At 66.7% G+C, this 20,342-nt stretch carries 19 protein-coding genes; 15 read left to right on the forward strand and 4 right to left on the reverse strand.

The features are described from left to right. Nucleotides 1-45 precede the first annotated feature (45 nt). The 9 genes from ASF79_RS03235 (at nucleotide 46) to ASF79_RS03275 (ending at nucleotide 9,436) form a co-directional block, all read left to right on the forward strand. The gene (locus tag ASF79_RS03235; protein ID WP_055775586.1) at nucleotides 46-1,125 is read left to right on the forward strand and encodes a BMP family lipoprotein; all 1,080 of its coding nucleotides are present in this window, start codon (nucleotides 46-48) and stop codon (nucleotides 1,123-1,125) included. Nucleotides 1,126-1,233: 108 nt separating this feature from the next. After that, a complete protein-coding gene (locus tag ASF79_RS03240; RefSeq protein ID WP_055851824.1) occupies nucleotides 1,234-2,769 on the forward strand; it encodes an ABC transporter ATP-binding protein in 1,536 nt (511 codons plus the stop codon). Continuing rightward, on the forward strand, nucleotides 2,766-4,052 hold the full coding sequence (locus tag ASF79_RS03245; RefSeq protein ID WP_235500614.1) for an ABC transporter permease: 1,287 nt from the start codon (nucleotides 2,766-2,768) through the stop codon (nucleotides 4,050-4,052). Before ASF79_RS03240 ends, ASF79_RS03245 begins: the two co-directional genes overlap by 4 nt. Nucleotides 4,053-4,069: 17 nt before the next feature. Continuing rightward, entirely contained in the window at nucleotides 4,070-5,353 is a 1,284-nt protein-coding gene (locus tag ASF79_RS03250) for an ABC transporter permease (protein ID WP_055853084.1), read from the forward strand. Between the two features lie 10 nt (nucleotides 5,354-5,363). After that, nucleotides 5,364-5,807, forward strand: coding sequence for a cytidine deaminase (locus tag ASF79_RS03255; RefSeq protein ID WP_055775580.1), 444 nt, complete (start codon nucleotides 5,364-5,366; stop codon nucleotides 5,805-5,807). A 47-nt stretch (nucleotides 5,808-5,854) separates the two neighbouring features. Then, nucleotides 5,855-7,144 carry a thymidine phosphorylase gene (locus tag ASF79_RS03260; protein ID WP_055775579.1) on the forward strand — a complete coding sequence of 430 codons (1,290 nt, stop codon included), beginning with the start codon at nucleotides 5,855-5,857 and terminating at the stop codon, nucleotides 7,142-7,144. Nucleotides 7,145-7,270: 126 nt separating this feature from the next. Next, nucleotides 7,271-8,437, forward strand: a complete 1,167-nt coding sequence (locus tag ASF79_RS03265) for a WXG100 family type VII secretion target (RefSeq protein WP_055851827.1) — start codon at nucleotides 7,271-7,273, stop codon at nucleotides 8,435-8,437. A gap of 67 nt (nucleotides 8,438-8,504) precedes the next feature. Then, complete coding sequence (locus ASF79_RS03270) at nucleotides 8,505-8,981, forward strand: LpqN/LpqT family lipoprotein (RefSeq protein ID WP_055851829.1); 477 nt, start codon at nucleotides 8,505-8,507, stop codon at nucleotides 8,979-8,981. After that, nucleotides 8,978-9,436, forward strand: coding sequence for a hypothetical protein (locus tag ASF79_RS03275; protein ID WP_156351615.1), 459 nt, complete (start codon nucleotides 8,978-8,980; stop codon nucleotides 9,434-9,436). The genes ASF79_RS03270 and ASF79_RS03275 overlap by 4 nt, the downstream gene beginning before the upstream one ends. A 35-nt stretch (nucleotides 9,437-9,471) precedes the next feature. Here ASF79_RS03275 and uriH read toward each other — a convergent pair whose 3' ends face one another. Next, nucleotides 9,472-10,419, reverse strand: coding sequence for a uridine-preferring nucleoside hydrolase UriH (gene uriH, locus ASF79_RS03280; RefSeq protein WP_055853089.1), 948 nt, complete (start codon nucleotides 10,417-10,419; stop codon nucleotides 9,472-9,474). A gap of 69 nt (nucleotides 10,420-10,488) precedes the next feature. Here uriH and ASF79_RS03285 point away from each other — a divergent pair, with 69 nt between their 5' ends. Genes ASF79_RS03285 through ASF79_RS03305 form a run of 5 tightly spaced genes read left to right on the forward strand, consistent with a single transcriptional unit; the run spans nucleotide 10,489 to nucleotide 14,309 of the window. Then, on the forward strand, nucleotides 10,489-11,664 hold the full coding sequence (locus ASF79_RS03285) for an adenosylhomocysteinase (RefSeq protein WP_082495654.1): 1,176 nt from the start codon (nucleotides 10,489-10,491) through the stop codon (nucleotides 11,662-11,664). A gap of 2 nt (nucleotides 11,665-11,666) precedes the next feature. Continuing rightward, on the forward strand, nucleotides 11,667-12,422 hold the full coding sequence (locus ASF79_RS03290; protein WP_055851833.1) for an IclR family transcriptional regulator: 756 nt from the start codon (nucleotides 11,667-11,669) through the stop codon (nucleotides 12,420-12,422). A gap of 9 nt (nucleotides 12,423-12,431) precedes the next feature. Next, a complete protein-coding gene (locus ASF79_RS03295; RefSeq protein ID WP_055851835.1) occupies nucleotides 12,432-13,553 on the forward strand; it encodes an adenosine deaminase in 1,122 nt (373 codons plus the stop codon). Nucleotides 13,554-13,556: 3 nt separating this feature from the next. Beyond that, nucleotides 13,557-14,012: a PTS sugar transporter subunit IIA gene (locus ASF79_RS03300; RefSeq protein WP_055851838.1), complete on the forward strand. Its 456-nt coding sequence runs from the start codon at nucleotides 13,557-13,559 to the stop codon at nucleotides 14,010-14,012. A 24-nt stretch (nucleotides 14,013-14,036) separates the two neighbouring features. Next, on the forward strand, nucleotides 14,037-14,309 hold the full coding sequence (locus ASF79_RS03305) for a PTS sugar transporter subunit IIB (protein ID WP_055851841.1): 273 nt from the start codon (nucleotides 14,037-14,039) through the stop codon (nucleotides 14,307-14,309). A gap of 4 nt (nucleotides 14,310-14,313) precedes the next feature. Here ASF79_RS03305 and ASF79_RS03310 read toward each other — a convergent pair whose 3' ends face one another. After that, nucleotides 14,314-16,014, reverse strand: coding sequence for a phospho-sugar mutase (locus ASF79_RS03310; protein WP_055851843.1), 1,701 nt, complete (start codon nucleotides 16,012-16,014; stop codon nucleotides 14,314-14,316). Then, entirely contained in the window at nucleotides 16,011-16,844 is an 834-nt protein-coding gene (locus ASF79_RS03315; protein ID WP_055775552.1) for a purine-nucleoside phosphorylase, read from the reverse strand. The genes ASF79_RS03310 and ASF79_RS03315 overlap by 4 nt, the downstream gene beginning before the upstream one ends. Before the next feature lie 98 nt (nucleotides 16,845-16,942). Between ASF79_RS03315 and ASF79_RS03320 the strand changes: the two genes are divergently transcribed. Continuing rightward, nucleotides 16,943-18,379, forward strand: a complete 1,437-nt coding sequence (locus ASF79_RS03320) for an NAD(P)H-quinone dehydrogenase (protein WP_055777326.1) — start codon at nucleotides 16,943-16,945, stop codon at nucleotides 18,377-18,379. Nucleotides 18,380-18,491: 112 nt separating this feature from the next. Here ASF79_RS03320 and ASF79_RS03325 read toward each other — a convergent pair whose 3' ends face one another. Next, complete coding sequence (locus ASF79_RS03325; protein WP_055775550.1) at nucleotides 18,492-20,264, reverse strand: acetyl/propionyl/methylcrotonyl-CoA carboxylase subunit alpha; 1,773 nt, start codon at nucleotides 20,262-20,264, stop codon at nucleotides 18,492-18,494. Nucleotides 20,265-20,342 lie beyond the last annotated feature (78 nt).

A 20,342-nucleotide genomic window follows, 5' to 3' on the forward strand; every position in this document is an offset into this window, starting at 1 on the left:
GCCCTGCGCTCCGCATTTATCGCGGGGCAATCCTTGGAGGACATCTTGAGCAAGACCATCCGCCGTGCCGCCATGGGCGGCATCGCCACCCTCGGCTTCGCCGCACTCCTCGCCGGTTGCGCATCCGCGCCGGCCGAAACCGGTTCGACAGACGCCGCCGCTTCGAACGCGCTTCCCTGCATGGTTTCCGACGCTGGTGGATTCGATGACAAGTCCTTCAACCAGGCTGGCTTCGAGGGTCTCAACGACGCCGCGAAGAAGCTGGGCGTCGAGCCCGTCACCGTTCAGTCCGACTCCGAGACCGCGTTCGCTCCGAACATCTCGAGCCTCGTCGACCAGAACTGCACGCTGATCGTCACGGTCGGCTTCGCGCTCGCCGACGCGACCAAGGCTGCTGCCGAAGCGAACTCCGACATCGAGTTCGCGATCATCGACGATGCCTCCATCACGGCCGACAATGTCAAGCCGATCACGTTCGACACCGCCGGTGCCGCATTCCTCGCTGGCTACGCGGCCGCCGACTACTCGAAGTCGGGCATCGTCGCCACCTGGGGCGGAATGAACTTCCCCACCGTCACCATCTTCATGGACGGCTTCGCACAGGGCGTCAAGTACTACAACGAGCAGAAGTCCAAGGACGTCAAGGTTCTGGGCTACGACCTCGACAACCCCGACTCCGCTACCTTCACCGGTGGCTTCGAGGCCAACGACGTCGCCAAGACCACCGCTCAGAACTTCATCGACCAGGGCGCAGACATCCTGCTGCCGGTCGGTGGACCGATCTACCAGAGCGCGGGCGTCGCGATCCAGGAGTCCGGTAAGGACATCGCCATGGTCGGTGTCGACTCCGACCTCTACGAGAGCGACCCCACCTACAAGGACCTCTACCTGACGTCGATCCTCAAGGGCATCAAGACGGCCACCGACACGGTCGTCACCGACGCCGCTGCCGGTGACTTCTCGAGCGAGCCCTACGTCGGAACGCTCGAGAACGACGGAGTCGGCATGGCGTCGTTCCACGACTTCGAGTCGAAGGTGAACCCCTCGCTTCAGGGCGAGATCGACGACCTGAAGGCGAAGATCGTCTCGGGCGACGTCAAGGTCTCCTCGTACCTGAGCAAGTAGTCGTACGAACCGTTCAACCCGCGTGAAATCGGGGGGCCAGCCAAGGCTGGTCCCCCGATCGCGTTAAGCGCGCTCTTCACGCATCGAACTGATGGGTAGATTGTCTCTATGAAGCTCGAACTCCGTGGCATTACCAAGCGCTTCGGCGCACTCACGGCCAACGACCACATCGACCTCACGATCGAGCCGGGCGAGATCCACTGTCTCCTCGGTGAGAACGGCGCAGGCAAGTCGACGTTGATGAACGTGCTCTACGGCCTCTACAAGGCCGAAGAGGGAGACATTCTGCTCGACGATGTCGTGCAGCACTTCGCAGGGCCGGGCGATGCCATGGCGGCGGGAATCGGTATGGTGCACCAGCACTTCATGCTCATCCCCGTGTTCACTGTCGCCGAGAACGTGATGCTCGGCCACGAGAAAACGAACGCGGCCGGCGTGCTCGACCTCGGCGCCGCACGCGAGAAGGTGCGTGAGATCAGCGAGAGGTTCGGCTTCCACGTCGATCCGGATGCGCTGGTCGACGATCTGCCCGTCGGTGTGCAGCAGCGGGTCGAGATCATCAAGGCGCTGTCGCGCGACGCCAAGGTGCTCGTGTTCGACGAGCCCACCGCCGTGCTCACGCCTCAGGAGACCGATGAGCTCATGGCCATCATGAGGCAGCTGAAGGCCGCCGGTACGTCCATCGTCTTCATCACCCACAAGCTCCGCGAGGTGCGTGAGGTGGCCGACCGCATCACGGTCATCCGCCTCGGCAAGGTCGTCGGCGAGGCATCGCCGACAGCGACGAATGCCGAGCTGGCCTCGCTCATGGTGGGTCGCGCGGTCGAGCTGACCGTGCACAAAGATCCGGCCACCCCGGGAGCAGACGCCTTCGTCGTCTCCAACCTCTCGGTGGTCGACCCCCACGGCCAGCTGGTCGTCAACAATGTGAGCTTCGACGTTCGGGCGGGCGAGATCCTCGCGATCGCCGGTGTCCAGGGCAACGGCCAGACCGAGCTCACCGAGGCCATCATGGGTCTGCAGCAGCGCGTGCGCGGCGAGATCACGCTCGACGGCAAGTCGATCCGGGGTCTGTCTGTGAAGCAGGTGCTCGCGTCGGGAATCGGCTTCGTGCCGGAAGACCGAAAAGAAGACGGCCTCGTCGGCGAGTTCACGATCGCCGAGAACCTGATGCTCGACCGCAGCGACGGGGCGCCGTTCGTCAAAGCGGGAACGCTCCAGCTGAACTACCTCAAGGAATTCGCCGAGCAGAAGTCGAAGGAGTTCGACGTCCGCAGCCAGGGCATCACCACTCCGGTCGGCCGCCTCTCCGGCGGAAACCAGCAGAAGGTCGTGCTCGCTCGCGAGCTCAGCCGCGACCTGCGCCTCTTCATGGCGGCCCAGCCGACCCGCGGAATCGACGTCGGCTCGATCGAGTTCGTGCACAAGCGCATCGTTGCGACGCGCGATTCCGGCATTCCGGTCATCGTCGTGTCGACCGAGCTCGACGAGGTCGTCGCGCTCGCCGATCGCATCGCCGTGATGTACCGGGGAACGATCGTGGGCATCGTGCCGGGCGACACGTCTCGCGACGTGCTCGGACTCATGATGGCCGGCGAAGTACCCGATTCCGTCACCTCCCCACCCGAAGGAGCGGCCGCGTGAGCCAGCCCACAGTCCCACCCGTCGATTCCGGCCCACCCGTCGCATCCTCGCCCCAGAAGCCCGACGCACCCGTCGCCGAGCCGCGCTGGCACGGAGTCATGCGCGAGATCGTGGGCGGAAGCGCCATGATCTCGGTCCTGGCCGTCGTGCTGGCGATGCTCGCGGGCGGAATCCTGATCGCCCTCACCGATGACAAGGTCTCGACGGCCGCGGGGTACTTCTTCGCCCGCCCCGGCGACCTGATCAAGGCGGTCTGGGATTCCGTCTCGGGCGCCTACACCTCGCTGTTCCAGGGTGCGGTGTACAACTTCCGTCGCCCCGGCTTCATCGCCGGCATCAAGCCGCTCACCGAGACGCTCACCTTCGCCACCCCGCTCATCGCGGCGGGCCTCGGTGTGGGGCTGGCGTTCCGCGTCGGACTCTTCAACATCGGCGGCCGCGGCCAGATGCTCATCGCCGCCGCGTGCGCCGGGTGGGTCAGCTGGTCGTTCGAGCTGCCCTACGGACTGCACCTCATTCTCGCTGTCGCCGCCGGCATTATCGGTGGTGCCCTCTGGGGCGGAATCGTCGGACTGCTGAAGGCGAGAACGGGAGCGCACGAGGTGATCGTCACGATCATGCTCAACTTCGTGGCCCTCTACCTGATCTCGTTCATGCTGAAGACCCCCGGACTGCTCCAGGCTCCCGGCTCGAACAACCCGAAGACTCCGGCTGCGCTCCCCACAGCCGTGTTCCCCGACCTCCTCGGCCCGCAGTTCAATCTGCACTGGGGATTCATCTTCGTGATCGCGGCCACGATCTACGTCTGGTACCTGCTCAATCGGTCGAATCTCGGCTTCCAGTTCCGCGCGGTGGGCGAGAACCCGAACGCCGCTCGCGTCGCGGGAATCAGCGTCAACAAGATGTACATCTACGCGATGCTCCTGTCGGGCGGCCTCGTCGGCCTCGCCGGCGTCGCGCAGGTTCTCGGCACGGTCACGACCGGATTCAGTTCGGGCATCGACGCGGGCATCGGCTTCGACGCCATCACCGTGGCGCTGCTCGGTCGCTCCAAGCCGTGGGGCATCTTCTTCGCCGGAATCCTGTTCGGCGCATTCAAGGCCGGAGGGTTCGCCATGCAGGCGTCGGAGGGAATCCCCATCGACATCGTCGTCGTGATCCAATCCCTCATCGTGCTCTTCATCGCAGCGCCCCCGCTCGTGCGCGCGGTGTTCCGGCTGCCCAAACCGAGCGGTGTCAAACTCCGACGACCGCGCACTCAGACTGCGGAGGCGACCAAGTGACCATCCAAGACGCTCCGCTGCAGCACAACCATCCGGACTCCGTTCCGCCTGCTCTCGAGAAGACCGTCGTCAAGAGCTGGAAGGCACCGATCGCCTTCGGCATCTTCTCGATCATCGCGATCCTCCTCTTCGTCGTCTTCGGCCGAGAGGGCGTCAGCGGATTCCGGCTGTCGACCGATTCCGATTTCGTACAGATCCCCACGATCGAGGCGCCGACGCGTGCGACCGGCATCGTGCTCACCGTTCTGCTGGTGGCCCTGGCTGCCTACAGTGCGTTCCTCGTGTCGCGCAACCGGCCTGTCCGGCTCTGGATCACGGTCGTGTTCGCCCTCCTGTTCCTCGTCGCATTCCTCACATGGGCAGCGGCCGGCGCCACGATCCCCGTTCCCGGTCTCCTCGTCGGAGCAGTCGGTCTGAGCGTTCCGCTCGTCTTCGGAGCCCTCGGCGGCGTCATCTCCGAGCGCGTCGGTGTGGTGAACGTCGCCATCGAGGGGCAGCTGCTCGCGGGCGCGTTCGTCTCGGCCGTGGTCGCATCGGTCACCGGCCAGGCCGTGCTCGGTCTCATCTCGGCCATGGCCGCCGGTGTACTCGTGTCGTTCGTGCTGGCGGCGTTCTCGATCAAGTACTTCGTCGACCAGGTCATCGTGGGTGTCGTTCTCAACGTGCTGGTCACGGGCCTCACGAGCTTCCTCTACTCGCAGGTGCTGACCAAGAACACCGATCTGCTCAACAACAGCGCCACCATCCGGCTGCCCCGTCTCCCGATCCCCGGCCTCAGCGAGATCCCGATTCTCGGGCCTGTGCTGTTCCGCCAGACGATCATCGTCTACATCCTCTACGTCGCGGTCGCCGTCGTCTTCTTCGCCCTCTTCAAGACGCGCTGGGGGCTGCGTCTGCGCGCCGTGGGCGAGCACCCGCAGGCTGCCGACACCGTGGGAATCAACGTCGCCCGCACCCGGTTCTGGAACGTCTCGCTCGCCGGAGCGATCGCCGGTCTCGGTGGTGCGTACTTCACCATGGGCTCTGTCGGGTCATTCAACAAAGAGATGACGGCCGGAGCCGGATTCATCGCGCTGGCGGCGGTCATCTTCGGCCGCTGGGATCCGATCAGGGCGACGCTCGCCGCCCTCCTCTTCGGATTCGCGTCGAACCTGCAGAGTGTGCTGAGCATCATTGGTTCACCCGTGCCCAGCGAGTTCATGCTGATGCTGCCCTACCTCGTGACGATCTTCGCGGTCGCGGGGGTGGTCGGCCGTGTCCGAGGGCCTGCCGCATCCGGCAAAGCGTATATAAAGTCCTAGGAGAGCCGATATGACCGACATCGAACAGGCATCCGGAAGCGAACAGGACGCGGCCATCGACTGGGGGGTGCTGCGCGCCGAGGCCCTCGTGGCCATGAAGAAGGCCTACGTCCCGTACTCGAGATTCCCGGTCGGCGTCGCAGCCCTCGTCGACGACGGCCGTGTGATCTCCGGATGCAACGTCGAGAACGCCAGCTACGGGCTCACGCTGTGCGCGGAGTGCGCGCTCGTCTCGTCGCTGCACATGACGGGCGGGGGACACCTGGTGGCTTTCACCTGCGTCGACGGCGACGGCAACGCGCTCATGCCCTGCGGCCGCTGCCGTCAGCTGCTCTATGAACACTCGGCTCCCGGCATGCTCCTGCAGACCGTCTCCGGCATCCGCACCATCGACGAGGTGTTGCCGGATGCCTTCGGCCCGCGCACGCTGCAGGCCTACGTCGAAACGCACTAACCCCGATCCCTGAGCTCGTCGAAGGGAACATCAGAAAGGCTCCACCCGTGTCAGAATCCTTCGACGTCGTCGACCTGATCCGCACCAAGCGCGATCACGGATCCCTCAGTACCGCCGAAATCGACTGGCTGGTCGACGCCTACACCCGCGGGTTCGTGGGCAACGAGCAGATGGCCGCCATGGCGATGGCGATCGTGCTCAACGGCATGGAGCGCCAGGAGATCCGCGACCTGACACTCGCGATGATCGCCTCGGGTGAGCGCATGAGCTTCGCGGGCCTCGGCAAGGTGACGGTCGACAAGCACTCCACCGGCGGGGTGGGCGACAAGATCACTCTGCCGCTGATGCCCCTGGTCGCGTCGTTCGGCGTCGCCGTACCTCAGCTCTCGGGTCGCGGTCTCGGCCACACCGGCGGAACCCTCGACAAGCTCGAGAGCATTCCCGGGTGGCGCGCAGACCTCACGAACGACGAGATGTTCGCGCAGCTGCGCGACGTGGGCGGCGTGATCTGCGCCGCCGGCTCCGGTCTCGCTCCCGCCGACAAGAAGCTCTACGCGCTGCGCGACATCACCGGAACGGTCGAGGCCATCCCGCTGATCGCATCCAGCATCATGTCGAAGAAGATCGCGGAGGGAACCGACTCGCTCGTTCTCGACGTCAAGTTCGGCTCGGGCGCATTCATGGTCGACATCGACAAGTCGCGTGAGCTCGCGCGCACGATGGTCGATCTCGGCAATGACGCCGGTGTATCGACGACGGCTCTGTTGACCGACATGAACGTGCCGCTCGGGTTGGCCATCGGAAACGCGAACGAGGTACGCGAGTCGGTCGAGGTGCTTGCGGGCGGAGGCCCTGCCGACGTGGTGGAGCTCACGATCGCGCTGGCGAAAGAGATGCTGCGCCTCGCGGGGCAGCCCGACGCCGACGTTGAGAAGGCGCTGGCCGACGGCCGCGCCATGGACACGTGGCGTCGGGTCATCGAGGCTCAGGGCGGCGACCCGGATGCCGCTCTTCCGGTCGCGCGCGAGACTCACGTCGTGACGGCCGATCGCGACGGTGTTCTGCTCACGCAGGAGGCCCTGCCCTTCGGCATCGCCGCGTGGCGGCTCGGAGCCGGACGTGCGCGTGCGCAAGATCCGGTGCAGCACGCCGCCGGCATCGATCTGCACGTCAAGCCGGGCGACACGGTCACCGCCGGCCAGCCGCTCTTCACCCTCTCCGCCGACGAGCCGCAGCGCTTCGAGCGGGCGCTCGAGGCTGTCGAGGGCGCGTGGAGCATCGGCGACGCCGCCGACTGGACGCCGAGGGGACCGCTGGTAGCCGAGCGCATCGAGTAGTCGGCACGAACCATGGGGACTTCTCCCCATGGTCGGGCCGGACCTCTCCTCATAGAGTGAGGCAGCACGTAAGTGCGGCCGCCGATAGGACATCGCAGCCACGTCACGACAGGGAGACTTACGCACATGGCCCTATACGGTGCTGATGTCGAACAACTCAAATCGCTGGCGCAGCGGTTCAGCCAGGCCGCCGACGAACTGCGTTCGAATTCGGCGTCCGTGACCTCGGTGGTGAACAGCGTCGCCGCCTGGAGAGGCCCGGACGCAAGTCAGTTCCGCTCGTCGTGGAACGGCGAGCACAGCCAGAGGATCGCGTCGACCGTACGTGCCCTGCATGCGGCGGCTGAAGATCTCAAACGCAACGCCGCCGAGCAGACGACCGCGAGCACCGACGGTGCGGGCGGGCCCGGCGCTCCGGGCTCGGCAGGCGGATCGTCGCAGCCCTCGGGCACTGGCGCGAGCCATGGCAAGCCGAGCGACGACGGCGATATTCCCCACAACGTTCCTCGGCCCGATATCGACGGCAATCCAGGCAACATAGACGACCCGCCGCGGCACAGCGCCGAAGATCCGAAGAAGCCGGGTTTCGGCGCCGGCACCGGCGCGGGCAAGTGGACGGAGGGCCAGCCGGACGGTAGCTACAGCTTCGGCGGAGGCGAGGCCGACGCGAGCGCGGGCACGACGTACGGGCCCAACGGTGAGGTGTCGCACGACGCCAACTCCGAGGCGCTCTGGGGCGCGGGTGCGGGGGTCAAGGGCTCTAATGACGACCTCCCCGGCGACATGTCGTCGAGCGGCACGGCCGACGCTTTCGTCGGTGGGTATACGACCGCCGATGCACACGCGGGAATCGACGAGAACGGCCAGGCGAACGTGAATGCGAGTGCCGGTGGATTCTTCGGCGGTGAGGCAAGCGCAGGCGGCAAGCTCGACAGCGGGAACGGCTCTTCGGTCGAGGGTTCGGTGGGCGGAATGGTCGGAGTGCAGGCGGCCGTCGCCTCGGGTGGTTCCATCGGACCGGAGGGCATCAGTGCCAACGCCGGAGTGCAGGCGCTCGCCGGCGCATCCGCGACCGCTCAGGCGGGCATGGAGGTCGCCGGTGCGAATGTCGGCGGCTCCGTGACCGGGTACGCGGGTGCCGGTGTCGTCGCCAATGCGGATGTCGCGGTGACCAAAGACGATGTCCATTTCAGCATCGACCTCGGTATCGCCTACGGTCTGGGAGTGGGTGCAGGCCTCGACGTGTCCTTCAGCCCGAGGGACGTGCTCGGCGGCTTCGGCATCCACATCTGATGCTCGTGCTTCGCCCCGCTTCATCTGCTGAACCCGACCTTCCATCCACGTAGAAAGGCCCGCTCCTATGACGAGTCGCATCTCCTACCCCGGCCCGCAGTTTCCGGCGCCGGTGGCTCTGTCGCTCGACCTCCCCGAAGGATGGGTCGGCAATCCGACTTCTGGCACCGTGCTGGCGGCATTCAAGCCGGGTTCATCCAACGAGTTCACGCCGAATGTCGTCGTGACGACGTCTCGATTCGGGGCCGACTACCGCGTCGAGTCAGCGGTGGAAGCGGTTCAGCAGAGCGTGAACGAGATACCCGGCGCCGTCGTCCTGGGCTCAGAGGCTCTCGACATCGCTGGCTTCCCAGGATTCCGTATCGAGTTCAGTTTCACCGACCCTCGGGTCGGCACTCTCGTTCAGGCCGTGCGTGTGGTCGTCGTCGCGAACGGAGGCGTGTCCGACCTGGTCACGGTGACGGGCAGCGCCACAGCCACTCAAGCGAAGACCATGTGGTCGGAGGTTCAGGCCGTGCAGCAGAGCCTCACGGCATCGGTATGAGCTCGACGCCCTCCGCGCCTTGGCCCATCGATGAGGTGCGCTACGCGGTGCTGGCACTCAATGACCCGCAACGACCGATCGTCTACACGATCGATGACGACGTCGTCACGGCCCGCTGGAAGTTCGACGATCCAGCGTGGGCGACTCGTCTCGACGCGTCTCGCGGTGCGTCCGCGAACTTCCGTTACACAGTGAAACTGTCCGCGGGCGACGCGAGCTTCCGGTGGTTCGAGCAAGACGCCGGTATCGACAACGGTCGCTTCCGCGCGTACCGCGGCTACAACCGCGGTGTCTCGATCAACCTGTTCACCATCATCGTCGGCCTTGTGAGGAGGCTCTCTCGTCCGACGCAGGATGCCTCTACCGAGGACATCCACACCCGCGAGCAGGTCTCGGCACCGCTCCTCGACGTTCTCGGTCGCGCGGGTTGGAGGAACAGGGGCGTCACGATCTGATCGTCGAGGCCTCTTCTCGTCGACGGGTCGAACGGTCAGCGCGCGGGCTCTCCGATGCGGTGCAGGGCGTCCTCGATGAGGGCCCAGAACTTCTCGGTGTCGAGATACACCGCGACCTGAGTCGTGCAGTCCGCGGGTGGGGGTGAGCGGAAGTCGGCCACGGTCATGCCGAGCGTCAGCGTGCCCGTGAGTTCCACGTCGAGCGGGGTCTTGCGCACGGTCATCACGCTCGGGTCGATCACGTAGGCCACCGCGCACGGGTCGTGAACGGGCGGATGGGTGAAGCCCTGCGCCTCGAGATATGTACTGGCGAAGAAGTCGAGCAACTCGCCCACGAAGCGCGAGGGTGCGGTGCCGATCGCTTCGATTCGCGCCCGAACCTCGGGAGTGGCGAGCGCCTGGTGCGTCAGGTCGAGGCCCACCATGGTCAACGGCCACGACTCGTTGAAGACGATGTGAGCGGCCTCGGGGTCGATGATGATGTTGAATTCCGCGGTGGCCGACCAGTTTCCGACGTGGAAGCCGCCGCCCATCAGAACGACCTCGCGTACTCGGGAGACGATACGCGGCTCTTTGCGCGCCGCCAGCGCGATGTTCGTGAGCCCGCCCGTGGGAACCAGCGTGATCTCGCCGGGCTCGCTCGCCATGATGGTGTCGATGATCAGGTCGACGGCGTGACGACCGTCGAGCTCACGGCTCGACTCGGGAAGTTCGGGGCCGTCCATGCCCGACTCTCCATGGATATCGGCGGCCACCTCGATGGTGCGCACCAGCGGCCGGGGGCATCCGGCCGCGAATGGAACCCCGACGATGCCGGCGATCTCGGCCACGGCGAGAGCGTTCCTCGTGACCTTCTCAAGCGTCTGATTGCCCACCACCGTCGTCACGGCCAGCAACTCGATCTGCGGATTACCGTGCGCGAGCAGGATCGCGATGGCATCGTCGTGACCGGGGTCGCAGTCGAGGATGATCTTTCGGGGCATGGCAGGCTCCTTGAAGTCGGTGGCAACATCATATATGAAACTGACATTCATATATGCAACACTGAGACCATGACAGCACTCATCGATTCCGCAGCCGCCCGCGTCGAGTGGATCAGGTCTCGCATGAGACTCCTCGCGGCCGTGCGTGAGCAGTTCGCTGCGACGAGACCCTTCGAGGGTCACCGCATCGGCATGTCGCTGCACATCGAGCCCAAGACGGCCGTACTGCTCGAGACCCTCGCAGCCGGCGGAGCAGAGATCGTCGGCACGGGAAACCATGGATCCACTCAGGACGATGTGGTGGCCTATCTGCAGAATCAGGGCATGACGCTCTTCGGTCGCCGCGACGACACACTCGAGCAGCACCACGCCAACGTCGCCGCCGTGCTCGACGCGACCCCCGACATCCTGCTCGACAACGGGGCTGATCTGGCCGCCGGCATCGTGGCTCGAGGTGCCGGGGAGACTCTGATCGGCGGCACCGAGGAGACGACCTCGGGCGGCGACCGGCTTCGAGCCGAGCTCCTGGGGCAGGTGCCGTTCCCGGTGATCGTGATCAACGACAGCCTGCTCAAGCAGTTGGGCGAGAACAAACACGCCGTCGGGCAGTCGGTCGTCGAGAGCTTCATGCGCATTACGAACCTCATGATTCCCGGTCGCCGATTCGTCGTGGTCGGCTACGGCTGGTGCGGCCGCGGCGTCGCGCAGTACCTGCGCGCGCTCGGCGGCAAGGTGGCGGTCGCCGAGGTCGACGAACTGAAAGCGTTCGAAGCAGCCCTCGACGGATTCCGGGTCGATACCGCCGACGGACTCGCCGAGTGGGGCGAGGTGTTCATCACCGCCACGGGCCGCGCGAACGTGCTCACCATGTCGGCTATCGAGCGTATGAACGACGGCGCGATCCTCGCCAACTGCGGACACTTCCCGTGGGAGATCGACACCGCATCGCTGCGCTCTGCCGCCATCGCGACCCGCGCCATCGACGACACGATCGAACGCATCGAGCTGCCGAACGGGCGCCACGTGATCCTCATCGCGGGCGGCCGCATGTTCAATCTCGCGGGCACGGCGCCGAAGGGCAACTCCCTCGACTCCATGGATCTCGGCTTTTTGTTGCAGGTGCTCTCGCTCGAGCGCGTGGCGACAGGTGCGAGCACCTTGGTCGCGGGAGCCCAGCCCGTTCCCGACGACCTCGAGCGCGAGATCGCCCGACGCATGGTCGCCGCCATGGGCGCGAGCCTCTAGCCATGACTGGCCTCGGCACATCGTCGACCTCGGCGAAGGGAGCGTCGGCCGACACCGAGTACGCGGCCCCCGCGCTCGACAAAGGGCTCGACATCCTCGAGCTTCTGGCCGCAACGAGCGGGGGGTTGAGTCAGGCCCAGATCGCGTCGGGCGTGGGCCGGAGCGTCAGCCAGATCTTTCGCGTACTCAGCACCCTCGAGCGGCGCGGCTACGTGCACCGCGACGCTCAGTCGGGGCTCTACATCCTGTCGCTGCGGCTTTTCGATCTGGCCCACCGTCACGATCCTCTGCGCGGCCTGCTCCAGGCATCCGCCGGGCCGATGCGCGCCCTGGCCGACGCGGCGGAGCAGTCGTGCAGTCTCAGCGTCGAAGATGCGGGGCTGTCGCGCGTCGTCGCTCAGGTCGAGAGCCCCGGCGACTTCGGGTTCCGCGTGCGGGTCGGCGCGCTGTTCCCGCTCGACGAATCGGCTACGGGCGAGATTCTGCGGGCGTTCCGCTCGAGCGATCCGGATGCGCACGGGCCGGCCCTGCGGGCGGTCCGTGACGCGGGGTACGTCGAGCGCGGCGACGAGCTTCACGCCGGTGTGATCGACATCGTCTTCCCCGTGCTGAGAGCGGACGGATCGGCCGTCGCCGCGTTGACTGTTCCCTATGTCGCGACGCGGGCGAGCGTGCTCAGCGCCGAGGAGGTCCTGCCGCTCGCGCGGCACGCGGCGTCGCAGATCTCCGGCAGCCTCTTCCCCGCATCGACGCCGTAGGCTGATGCCATGAACGATTCACGAGAGCAGTACACGCTCGCCAACGGCCGAACGAGCATCAACGCTCTCCCCAAAGTCTCCCTTCACGATCACCTCGACGGCGGCCTCCGCCCCGCCACGATCCTCGAGCTGGCCGACGCGATCGGCTTCGAGGTGCCCGCCTCGGATGCGGCATCGCTGGGCGAATGGTTCGAAGACTCGGCCGACTCGGGTTCGCTCGTCGACTACCTCGCCACGTTCGACATCACCGTGGGAGTGATGCAGACGACCGAAGGTCTCACTCGTGTCGCGCGCGAGTTCGTGCAGGATCTGGCCGCCGACGGTGTCGTCTACGGCGAGGTGCGCTGGGCCCCTGAGCAGCATGTCGCCAAGGGCCTCACCCTCGACCAGACGGTCGAGGCGGTGCAGCAGGGCATCGAGCAGGGAATCGACGACGCGCGGAACGACGGCAAGACACTGCGCGTGGGTCAGTTGGTCACCGCGATGCGTCACGCCGATCGTGGCCTCGAGATCGCCGAGCTCGCTGTTCGTCACCGCGAGCGGGGCGTCGTGGGGTTCGATATCGCCGGCGCCGAAATGGGCTTCCCCGCGGGCAACCAGCGCGCGGCATTCGACTACCTCGCTCAGAACTTCTTTCCCGTCACGGTGCACGCGGGCGAGGCCGACGGGCTCGACAGCATCCGCGGCGCCCTCTTCGATGGACGGGCTCTTCGGCTGGGTCACGGCGTGCGGCTCGCCGAAGACATCAGCATCGAGTCGAGCGACGACGAGAACACCTTCGTCAGCATCGGCAGCCTTGCGCAGTGGGTCAAAGACCGCGAGATCGCGCTCGAGCTCTCGCCCTCGTCGAATCTGCAGACCGGCGCGATCGCGGCCTGGGGTGACGAGCTGCACGATCACCCGTTCGATCTGCTTTACCAGCTCGGTTTCACGGTCACGGTCAACACCGACAACCGACTGATGAGCAACACCTCGCTCAGCCGCGAGCTCTCGCTGCTCTCCGACGCGTTCGGCTACGACCTCGAAGACTTCGAGGTCTTCCAGCTGAACGCCGCGAATGCCTCCTTCCTGCCGCTCGACGAGCGCCAGGATCTGGCAGACACGATCATCGCGGGCTTCCAGAGCGCGTAGCCCATGCGCTTGCGAGAACTACCCGACGACGTCTTCGTCTTGCGGGCGCACGCGCGCGACTGGCGTGATGCCGTGCGTCTCGCGGGCGAGGCGCTCGTTCTCGGCGCGGTCACGACGGATTCCTATGCCGAGCGCATGGTGCAGGTCGTCGAGGAATTCGGCGCCTACATCGTGATCGCCCCCGGACTCGCGCTCGCGCACGCGCGGCCGGGGCCCGATGTCGTGCGCGATGGACTCGCGGTGGTGACGCTCGACGAGCCGGTCGTGTTCGGGCATCCGCACAACGACCCCGTCGAGGTCGTACTGGCGCTCGCCGTGACGAGCAACGAGGGACACGTGACGGTGCTGGCAGAGCTGGCGAACGTGTTCAACGATCCGTCGGCCACCCGTGCCATCGCGCAGGCGACGACGGTGGCCGAGATCAGGGCCGTGCTGGCTCGCGCCCAACCCGAGCCGTGATCCCCGCCCACTATCGTTGACCCTATGAAGATCATCGCCTTCTGCGGAGCAGGCATCGGCACCTCGGCCATCCTCAAAGTCAATGCCGAACGTGCCCTCACTCGGCTGGGCATCGAGGCCGACATCGAGGCCACCGACATCGCCGGTCTCACCGTCGCAGCAGAAGACGCGCAGGTGATTCTGGCGTCGCCCGAGCTCGTGAAGTTCATCGGCAAGACCTACGCCGACATCGTCGTGATCGAGAACTACTTCGATCTCGACGAGATCACCCGCAAGCTCGAGATCGCCCTCGGCTGACCCTTTACTCGGCGATGAGCGTGCGTACGCCCTCTTCGAGTTGTTCGAGCGCGGCGACGGCCGCGGCTCGACGTTCCTCGAGGGTTCCATCGCTCGATTGCGTGTCGAGGTAGACCTTGAGCTTCGGCTCCGTACCGCTGGGGCGCACCATCACGCGCGAGCCGTCGTCGAGGTGGATGCGCAGAACGTCTGACGAGGGGAGGGCGCCGTCGGTACCGAGCAGGTCGTCAATGCTCGAGACGCGGATGCCGCCGATTTCGGCGGGAGGTTCGGCCCGGAGCCTCGCCATCACCCGGGTGATCTGCGACAGATCGGTGACGCGCACCGATACCTGACCCGACGCGAAGTGGCCGAAGCGCATGCTGAACGCGTCGAGCTGGTCGTCGAGGGTGAGACCGCGAGCCGCGAGTCCGCTGGCCAGGTCGAGCAGCGCGAGAGCGGCCGAGATCCCGTCTTTGTCGCGAACGGTCGACGGGTTGACGAGATAGCCGAGCGCCTCTTCGAAGCCGAACGCGAGGTCGGGAGTGCGGGAGACCCACTTGAATCCGGTGAGCGTCTCGGCGAACTCGAGTCCGTAGGCGGCGGCGACCGCGCGCAACGCGGGCGACGAGACGATCGAGCAGGCCAAGGTGCCCGAGGCCGTCTGCTCGTCGTGCGCCGCGGCATCCAGAAGCTCGGCGGCACGCCAGCCGAGCAGCGCGCCCACCTCGTTGCCGGTGAGCGCGCGGAACGTGGCCGGTGACGACGAATCACGGATGGCGATGGCCAGGCGGTCGGCGTCGGGGTCGTTCGCGATCACTAGGTCGGCGTCGACCTCGCGGGCGGTCTGGAAAGCGAGGTCGAGCGCACCCGGCTCCTCGGGATTGGGGAACGAGACGGTCGGGAAGGCGGAGTCGGGGTCGATCTGCTGGCGCACGACCGTTGGCTCGTCGAATCCCGCGGCCTCGAGAACCGATCGGAACGTCTGCCAGCCCACTCCGTGCATCGCCGTGTACACGACCTTCGGCTGAACGGTCGGCCTCGCGGCGAGTGCGGCGGTCTGTGCCACGTAGGCATCGACGACCGATTCGGGTGCGATCTCGTACGCGTCCGAGCGCGGCAACTCGAGAACGTTCTCTTCTGCCGCGACCCGGAGGATCTGCTCGGCGATCTCGGCGTCGGCGGGCGACACGATCTGCGAGCCCTGGTCGGCGCCGCCCAGGTAGACCTTGTAGCCGTTGTCGTTGGGCGGGTTGTGCGAGGCCGTCACCATGACGCCGGCGCTCACGTCGAGATGCCGCACGGCGAACGCCACCAGTGGTGTCGGCAGCAGACGCGGCAACAGAATGGCCCGGATGCCGGCGCCCGCCATGATCTCGGCCGTGTCGGTCGCGAAGACGGCCGAGTTCTTGCGCCCGTCGTAGCCGATGACGACGCTCGTGCTGTCACCCTCAACGGCCCGTTCGAGCAGATAGGCGGCGAGGCCTGCGGCGGCCTGTGACACCAGCACGCGGTTCATGCGGTTGGGGCCCGCGGCGATCTCGCCTCGGAGCCCGGCCGTGCCGAAGGCGAGGCGAGATTCGAAGCGGTCGCGCAGATCGTCGAGAGACGAGGGGTCACCCGCGGCGGCGCCGTCGATCAGCGCCGACAGCTCGGCGCGCGTCTCGGCGTCGGGGTCCTGCGCGATCCACGCGCGAGCCGCCTCGAGCAGCTCGGAATCGCTCACAGTTCACCCACGATCCGAGCGAGGAGCGACCCGATCCGGCCCTCGGCGTTTCGACCGGCCTCGATGACCTCTTCGTGGCTCAGCGGGGTCTTCTGGATGCCCGCGGCCAGGTTGGTGATGAGTGACATTCCGAGGATCTCCATGCCGGACTGGCGGGCCGCGATGGCCTCGAGCGCGGTCGACATGCCTACGATGTGTCCGCCGATCGCCTTCGCCATCTGCACCTCGGCGGGGGTCTCGTAGTGCGGCCCACGGAACTGCACGTAGACGCCTTCGTCGAGATCGGCGTCGACGGTGCGGGCGATGTCGCGCAGGCGGCTCGAGTACAGGTCGGTGAGGTCGATGAACGTGGCGCCCTCGAGCGGCGAGTCGGCCGTGAGGTTGATGTGGTCGCTGATGAGAACGGGTGTCCCCGGGGTCCAGGTCTCACGGATGCCGCCGGCCCCGTTCGTGAGGATCATGGTCGTGGCGCCCGTGGCCGCCGCGGTGCGCACGCTGTGCACGACGCGCCTCACGCCGTGGTTCTCGTAATAGTGGGTGCGTGCGCCGATCACGAGGGCGTGCTTTCCGTTCGGCAGCGCGATCGAGCGCAGCGTGCCGCCGTGACCGGGAACGGCCGAGGCCGAGAATCCCACGATCTCCGTCGCATCCACCGTGGCGATGGTCTCGCCGAGGAGGTCGGCGGCCTTGCCCCATCCGCTGCCGAGGGTCAGGGCGATGTCGTGACGGGCGATGCCCGTCTTCTCGGCGATCTGAGCCGCCGCTTCGCGGGCGATCTCGAAGGGATCGGCGTCGGAGGAATCGAGAGGATTGGCTGTCGTGGTGAGCATTGAACCACCTTAGATTAACGCGGTGTTCACCGGCGGATGGCCGATGCGCGGGGCGGCGGGTTTGGCGGTGGCCCGCGCGACACGGGAGAATGGCCGTCATGGTCTATGAGTTCGAGCGCAAGCAGAGAATCGCCGTCCTCGGCGGCGGTCCGGGCGGCTACGACGCCGCTATTGCGGGAGCTCAGCTGGGCGCCGACGTCACTCTGATCGAACGGGTCGGCGTGGGCGGTTCCGCCGTTCTGACCGACGTCGTTCCGTCGAAGACGCTCATCGCCACGGCCGAGGCCACGAACGCCATCGGCGAGGCCGCTGATCTCGGCGTGCAGTTCTTCACGCGCGGCGGAACCGGAAAACCCGTGCGCCCGGAGATCGCCGTGAACCTGGCCGCGGTGAACAAGCGCCTCCTGGGCCTCGCGCGGCAGCAGTCCGAAGACATGAAGTCCAGTCTCATCCGCTCGGGCGTGCGCGTCGTCACCGGCGAGGGCCGTCTCGATGGCCCCAACTCCGTGATCGTCTCGACCTCGAAGGGCGAGGAGGGCACAGACTTCGACGAGATCGAGGCCGACACCATCGTCGTCTCGGTCGGCGCTAGCCCCCGCATCCTCTCGTCGGCGGTGCCCGACGGGGAACGCATCTTCACCTGGACCCAGCTCTACACGCTGAAGACGGTTCCCGAGCACCTCATCGTGGTCGGGTCAGGTGTGACCGGAGCCGAGTTCGCGTCGGCCTACACCGCGCTCGGCTCGAAGGTCACGCTCATCTCGAGCCGCGACCAGGTTCTTCCCGGCGAAGACGCCGACGCCGCCGCGGTGATCGAGAATGTCTTCAAGCGCAACGGCATGACCGTGCTCTCGAAGTCTCGAGCAGACTCCGTCGTGCGCACCGACAAGGGTGTCGTCGCGACTCTGTCGGATGGTCGCACCGTCGAGGGCAGCCACTGCCTCATGGCCGTCGGCTCGATCCCGAACACCGAGGGCATCGGACTGGCCGAGGCCGGCGTGCAGCTCACGGAGTCGGGGCACATCCGCGTCAACCGGGTCGCCCGCACGTCGATGCCATCGATCTACGCGGCCGGCGACTGCACGACCTTCCTGCCCCTCGCATCCGTCGCGTCGATGCAGGGCCGCACGGCCGTGTTCCACGCCATGGGCGACGCGGTCAATCCGACCGAGCTTCGCAACGTGTCGTCGAACATCTTCACGCAGCCCCAGATCGCCACCGTCGGCTGGACCCAGCGCCAGATCGAAGAGGGCATCGCTCAGGGCGACATCTACAAGCTCCCCCTGTCGGAGAATCCTCGCGCCAAGATGATGGGCATCAAGGAGGGCTTCGTGAAGCTCTTCGCGCGCACGGGCTCCGGCACGGTCATCGGCGGCGTCGTCGTGGCTCCCAACGCGTCCGAGCTCATCTTCCCCATCGCGCTCGCCGTTGAGCACCGCCTCACGGTCGACGCCGTATCGCGCGCGTTCAGCGTGTACCCCTCGCTCTCGGGCAGCATCTCAGACGCTGCCCGCGCGATGCACATCGTCCTCTAGCAGCACGGACCTGATCGAGTAGCCGCTCCGACTGCGGAGCTGGCGTATCGAGATCACCCCACGGTGGTGTCGATCCGGCCGCGGGCGGCCTGCTCGACCGGCGAACTATCTGCTAGTCGGCGATGTCGAGCAGCACGGTGCCCGATGACACCGTGGCACCGACCGCGGCTGCGATGTTCGCGATCGTGCCGTCTTTGTGGGCAGCGATGGGCTGCTCCATCTTCATGGCCTCGAGCACGAGCACGAGATCGCCCTTGACGACCGCGTCACCCTCGGCGACCGCGATCTTCACGATCGTGGCCTGCATCGGCGCCTTGACCGAGTTGCCCGTCGCCGACGAGAACCCTGCCGAGGAACCACGGCGCTTCGGCGCGGAGCCCGACGTCGCCGAGCGCGCGGCCGAGGAACCGCCGCCGAAGGTGGCGGGCATCGCGACGGTGACGCGCTTTCCGTCGACCTCGAGCACCACGGTCGTTCGTTCGGCCGCGGGAGCGGAGTCGTCGAGCTCACCCGACCACGCCTCGATGTCGTTGACGTACTCGGTCTCGATCCACCGGGTGAAGATGGAGAACGGCTGGCCGTCTGCGGGAGCGAAGGCCGGGTCGCGCACGATCGATCGGTGGAACGGCAGCACGGTGGGCAGGCCGAGCACCTCGAACTCGTCGAGTGCGCGACGCGAGCGCTCGAGAGCGTCTTCGCGTGAACTGCCCGTGACGATGAGCTTGGCCAGAAGCGAGTCGAACGAGCCCGAGATCACGTCGCCGGCTCTGATGCCCGCGTCGATGCGCACGCCGGGGCCGCCGGGGGCGTTGAACGTGTGAATGGGGCCCGGGCTCGGAAGGAATCCGCGGCCGGCGTCTTCGCCGTTGATGCGGAACTCGAAGGAGTGGCCGTGGGGCACCGGGTCGTCGTAGTCGAGGACGCCGCCCTCGGCGAGGCGGAACTGCTCGCGCACCAGGTCGATTCCCGTGACCTCTTCTGAGACGGGGTGCTCGACCTGCAGACGGGTGTTCACCTCGAGGAACGACACCGTTCCGTCGGCGGCGACGAGGAACTCACAGGTTCCGGCGCCCACGTAGCCGACCTCTTTGAGAATGGCTTTGGATGCGCGATACAGCTCGGCATTCTGGGCGTCGGTGAGGAACGGGGCCGGAGCCTCCTCGACGAGCTTCTGATGGCGACGCTGCAGCGAGCAGTCGCGGGTCGAGACGACGACGACGTTGCCGTGCGCGTCGGCGAGGCACTGGGTCTCGACGTGGCGGGGCTTGTCGAGATACTTCTCGACGAAGCACTCGCCGCGACCGAAGGCGGCGATCGCCTCGCGGGTGGCCGACTCGAACTGCTCGACGATCTCGTCTTCGGTGTAGGCGATCTTGAGGCCGCGGCCACCGCCGCCGAAAGCTGCCTTGATGGCGACGGGGAGGCCGTGCTGTGCCACGAACTCGAGCACCTCGTCGGCGCCGCTGACGGGGTCGAGCGTGCCGGGGGCGAGGGGAGCGCCGACCTTCTCTGCCACGTGCCGAGCGGAGACCTTGTCGCCGAGCTTCTCGATGGCTGCGGGCGAGGGCCCGATCCAGACGAGCCCGGCATCGATCACCGCTTGCGCGAACGCGGCGTTCTCGGCGAGGAACCCGTAGCCGGGGTGTACGGCGTCTGCGCCGCTTCGCCGCGCGATCGAGAGGATCTTCGGAATGACGAGATAGGTCTCGGCACTCGTCGTGCCCTCGAGCGCGTACGCCTCGTCGGCGAGCTGGGCGTGCAGAGCGTCTCGGTCCTGGTCGGCGTAGACGGCCACCGATCCGATTCCGGAGTCTTTGGCGGCCCGGATGACCCGGACTGCGATCTCGCCTCTGTTGGCTATGAGTACCTTGGTGATGCGCGGCATAATCCACCCAGCCTATTGGGCCGAGGTTGCCGTCCTTTGGCAGACACGAACAAAAATGCCGTGTAGACCCTGTGGGAA

Origin of the sequence: Agreia sp. Leaf335 (assembly GCF_001423605.1) — a bacterium.
Lineage (GTDB): Bacteria > Actinomycetota > Actinomycetes > Actinomycetales > Microbacteriaceae > Agreia.

Coding starts and splice junctions, on each gene's coding strand:
- ASF79_RS03295 (WP_055851835.1), top strand. CDS start 12,432: ATGAACGATTCACGAGAGCAGTACACGCTCGCCAACGGCCGAACGAGC.
- ASF79_RS03290 (WP_055851833.1), top strand. CDS start 11,667: ATGACTGGCCTCGGCACATCGTCGACCTCGGCGAAGGGAGCGTCGGCC.
- uriH (WP_055853089.1), bottom strand. CDS start 10,419: ATGCCCCGAAAGATCATCCTCGACTGCGACCCCGGTCACGACGATGCC.
- ASF79_RS03300 (WP_055851838.1), top strand. CDS start 13,557: ATGCGCTTGCGAGAACTACCCGACGACGTCTTCGTCTTGCGGGCGCAC.
- ASF79_RS03275 (WP_156351615.1), top strand. CDS start 8,978: ATGAGCTCGACGCCCTCCGCGCCTTGGCCCATCGATGAGGTGCGCTAC.
- ASF79_RS03240 (WP_055851824.1), top strand. CDS start 1,234: ATGAAGCTCGAACTCCGTGGCATTACCAAGCGCTTCGGCGCACTCACG.
- ASF79_RS03305 (WP_055851841.1), top strand. CDS start 14,037: ATGAAGATCATCGCCTTCTGCGGAGCAGGCATCGGCACCTCGGCCATC.
- ASF79_RS03315 (WP_055775552.1), bottom strand. CDS start 16,844: ATGCTCACCACGACAGCCAATCCTCTCGATTCCTCCGACGCCGATCCC.
- ASF79_RS03265 (WP_055851827.1), top strand. CDS start 7,271: ATGGCCCTATACGGTGCTGATGTCGAACAACTCAAATCGCTGGCGCAG.
- ASF79_RS03325 (WP_055775550.1), bottom strand. CDS start 20,264: ATGCCGCGCATCACCAAGGTACTCATAGCCAACAGAGGCGAGATCGCA.
- ASF79_RS03255 (WP_055775580.1), top strand. CDS start 5,364: ATGACCGACATCGAACAGGCATCCGGAAGCGAACAGGACGCGGCCATC.
- ASF79_RS03320 (WP_055777326.1), top strand. CDS start 16,943: ATGGTCTATGAGTTCGAGCGCAAGCAGAGAATCGCCGTCCTCGGCGGC.
- ASF79_RS03270 (WP_055851829.1), top strand. CDS start 8,505: ATGACGAGTCGCATCTCCTACCCCGGCCCGCAGTTTCCGGCGCCGGTG.
- ASF79_RS03285 (WP_082495654.1), top strand. CDS start 10,489: ATGACAGCACTCATCGATTCCGCAGCCGCCCGCGTCGAGTGGATCAGG.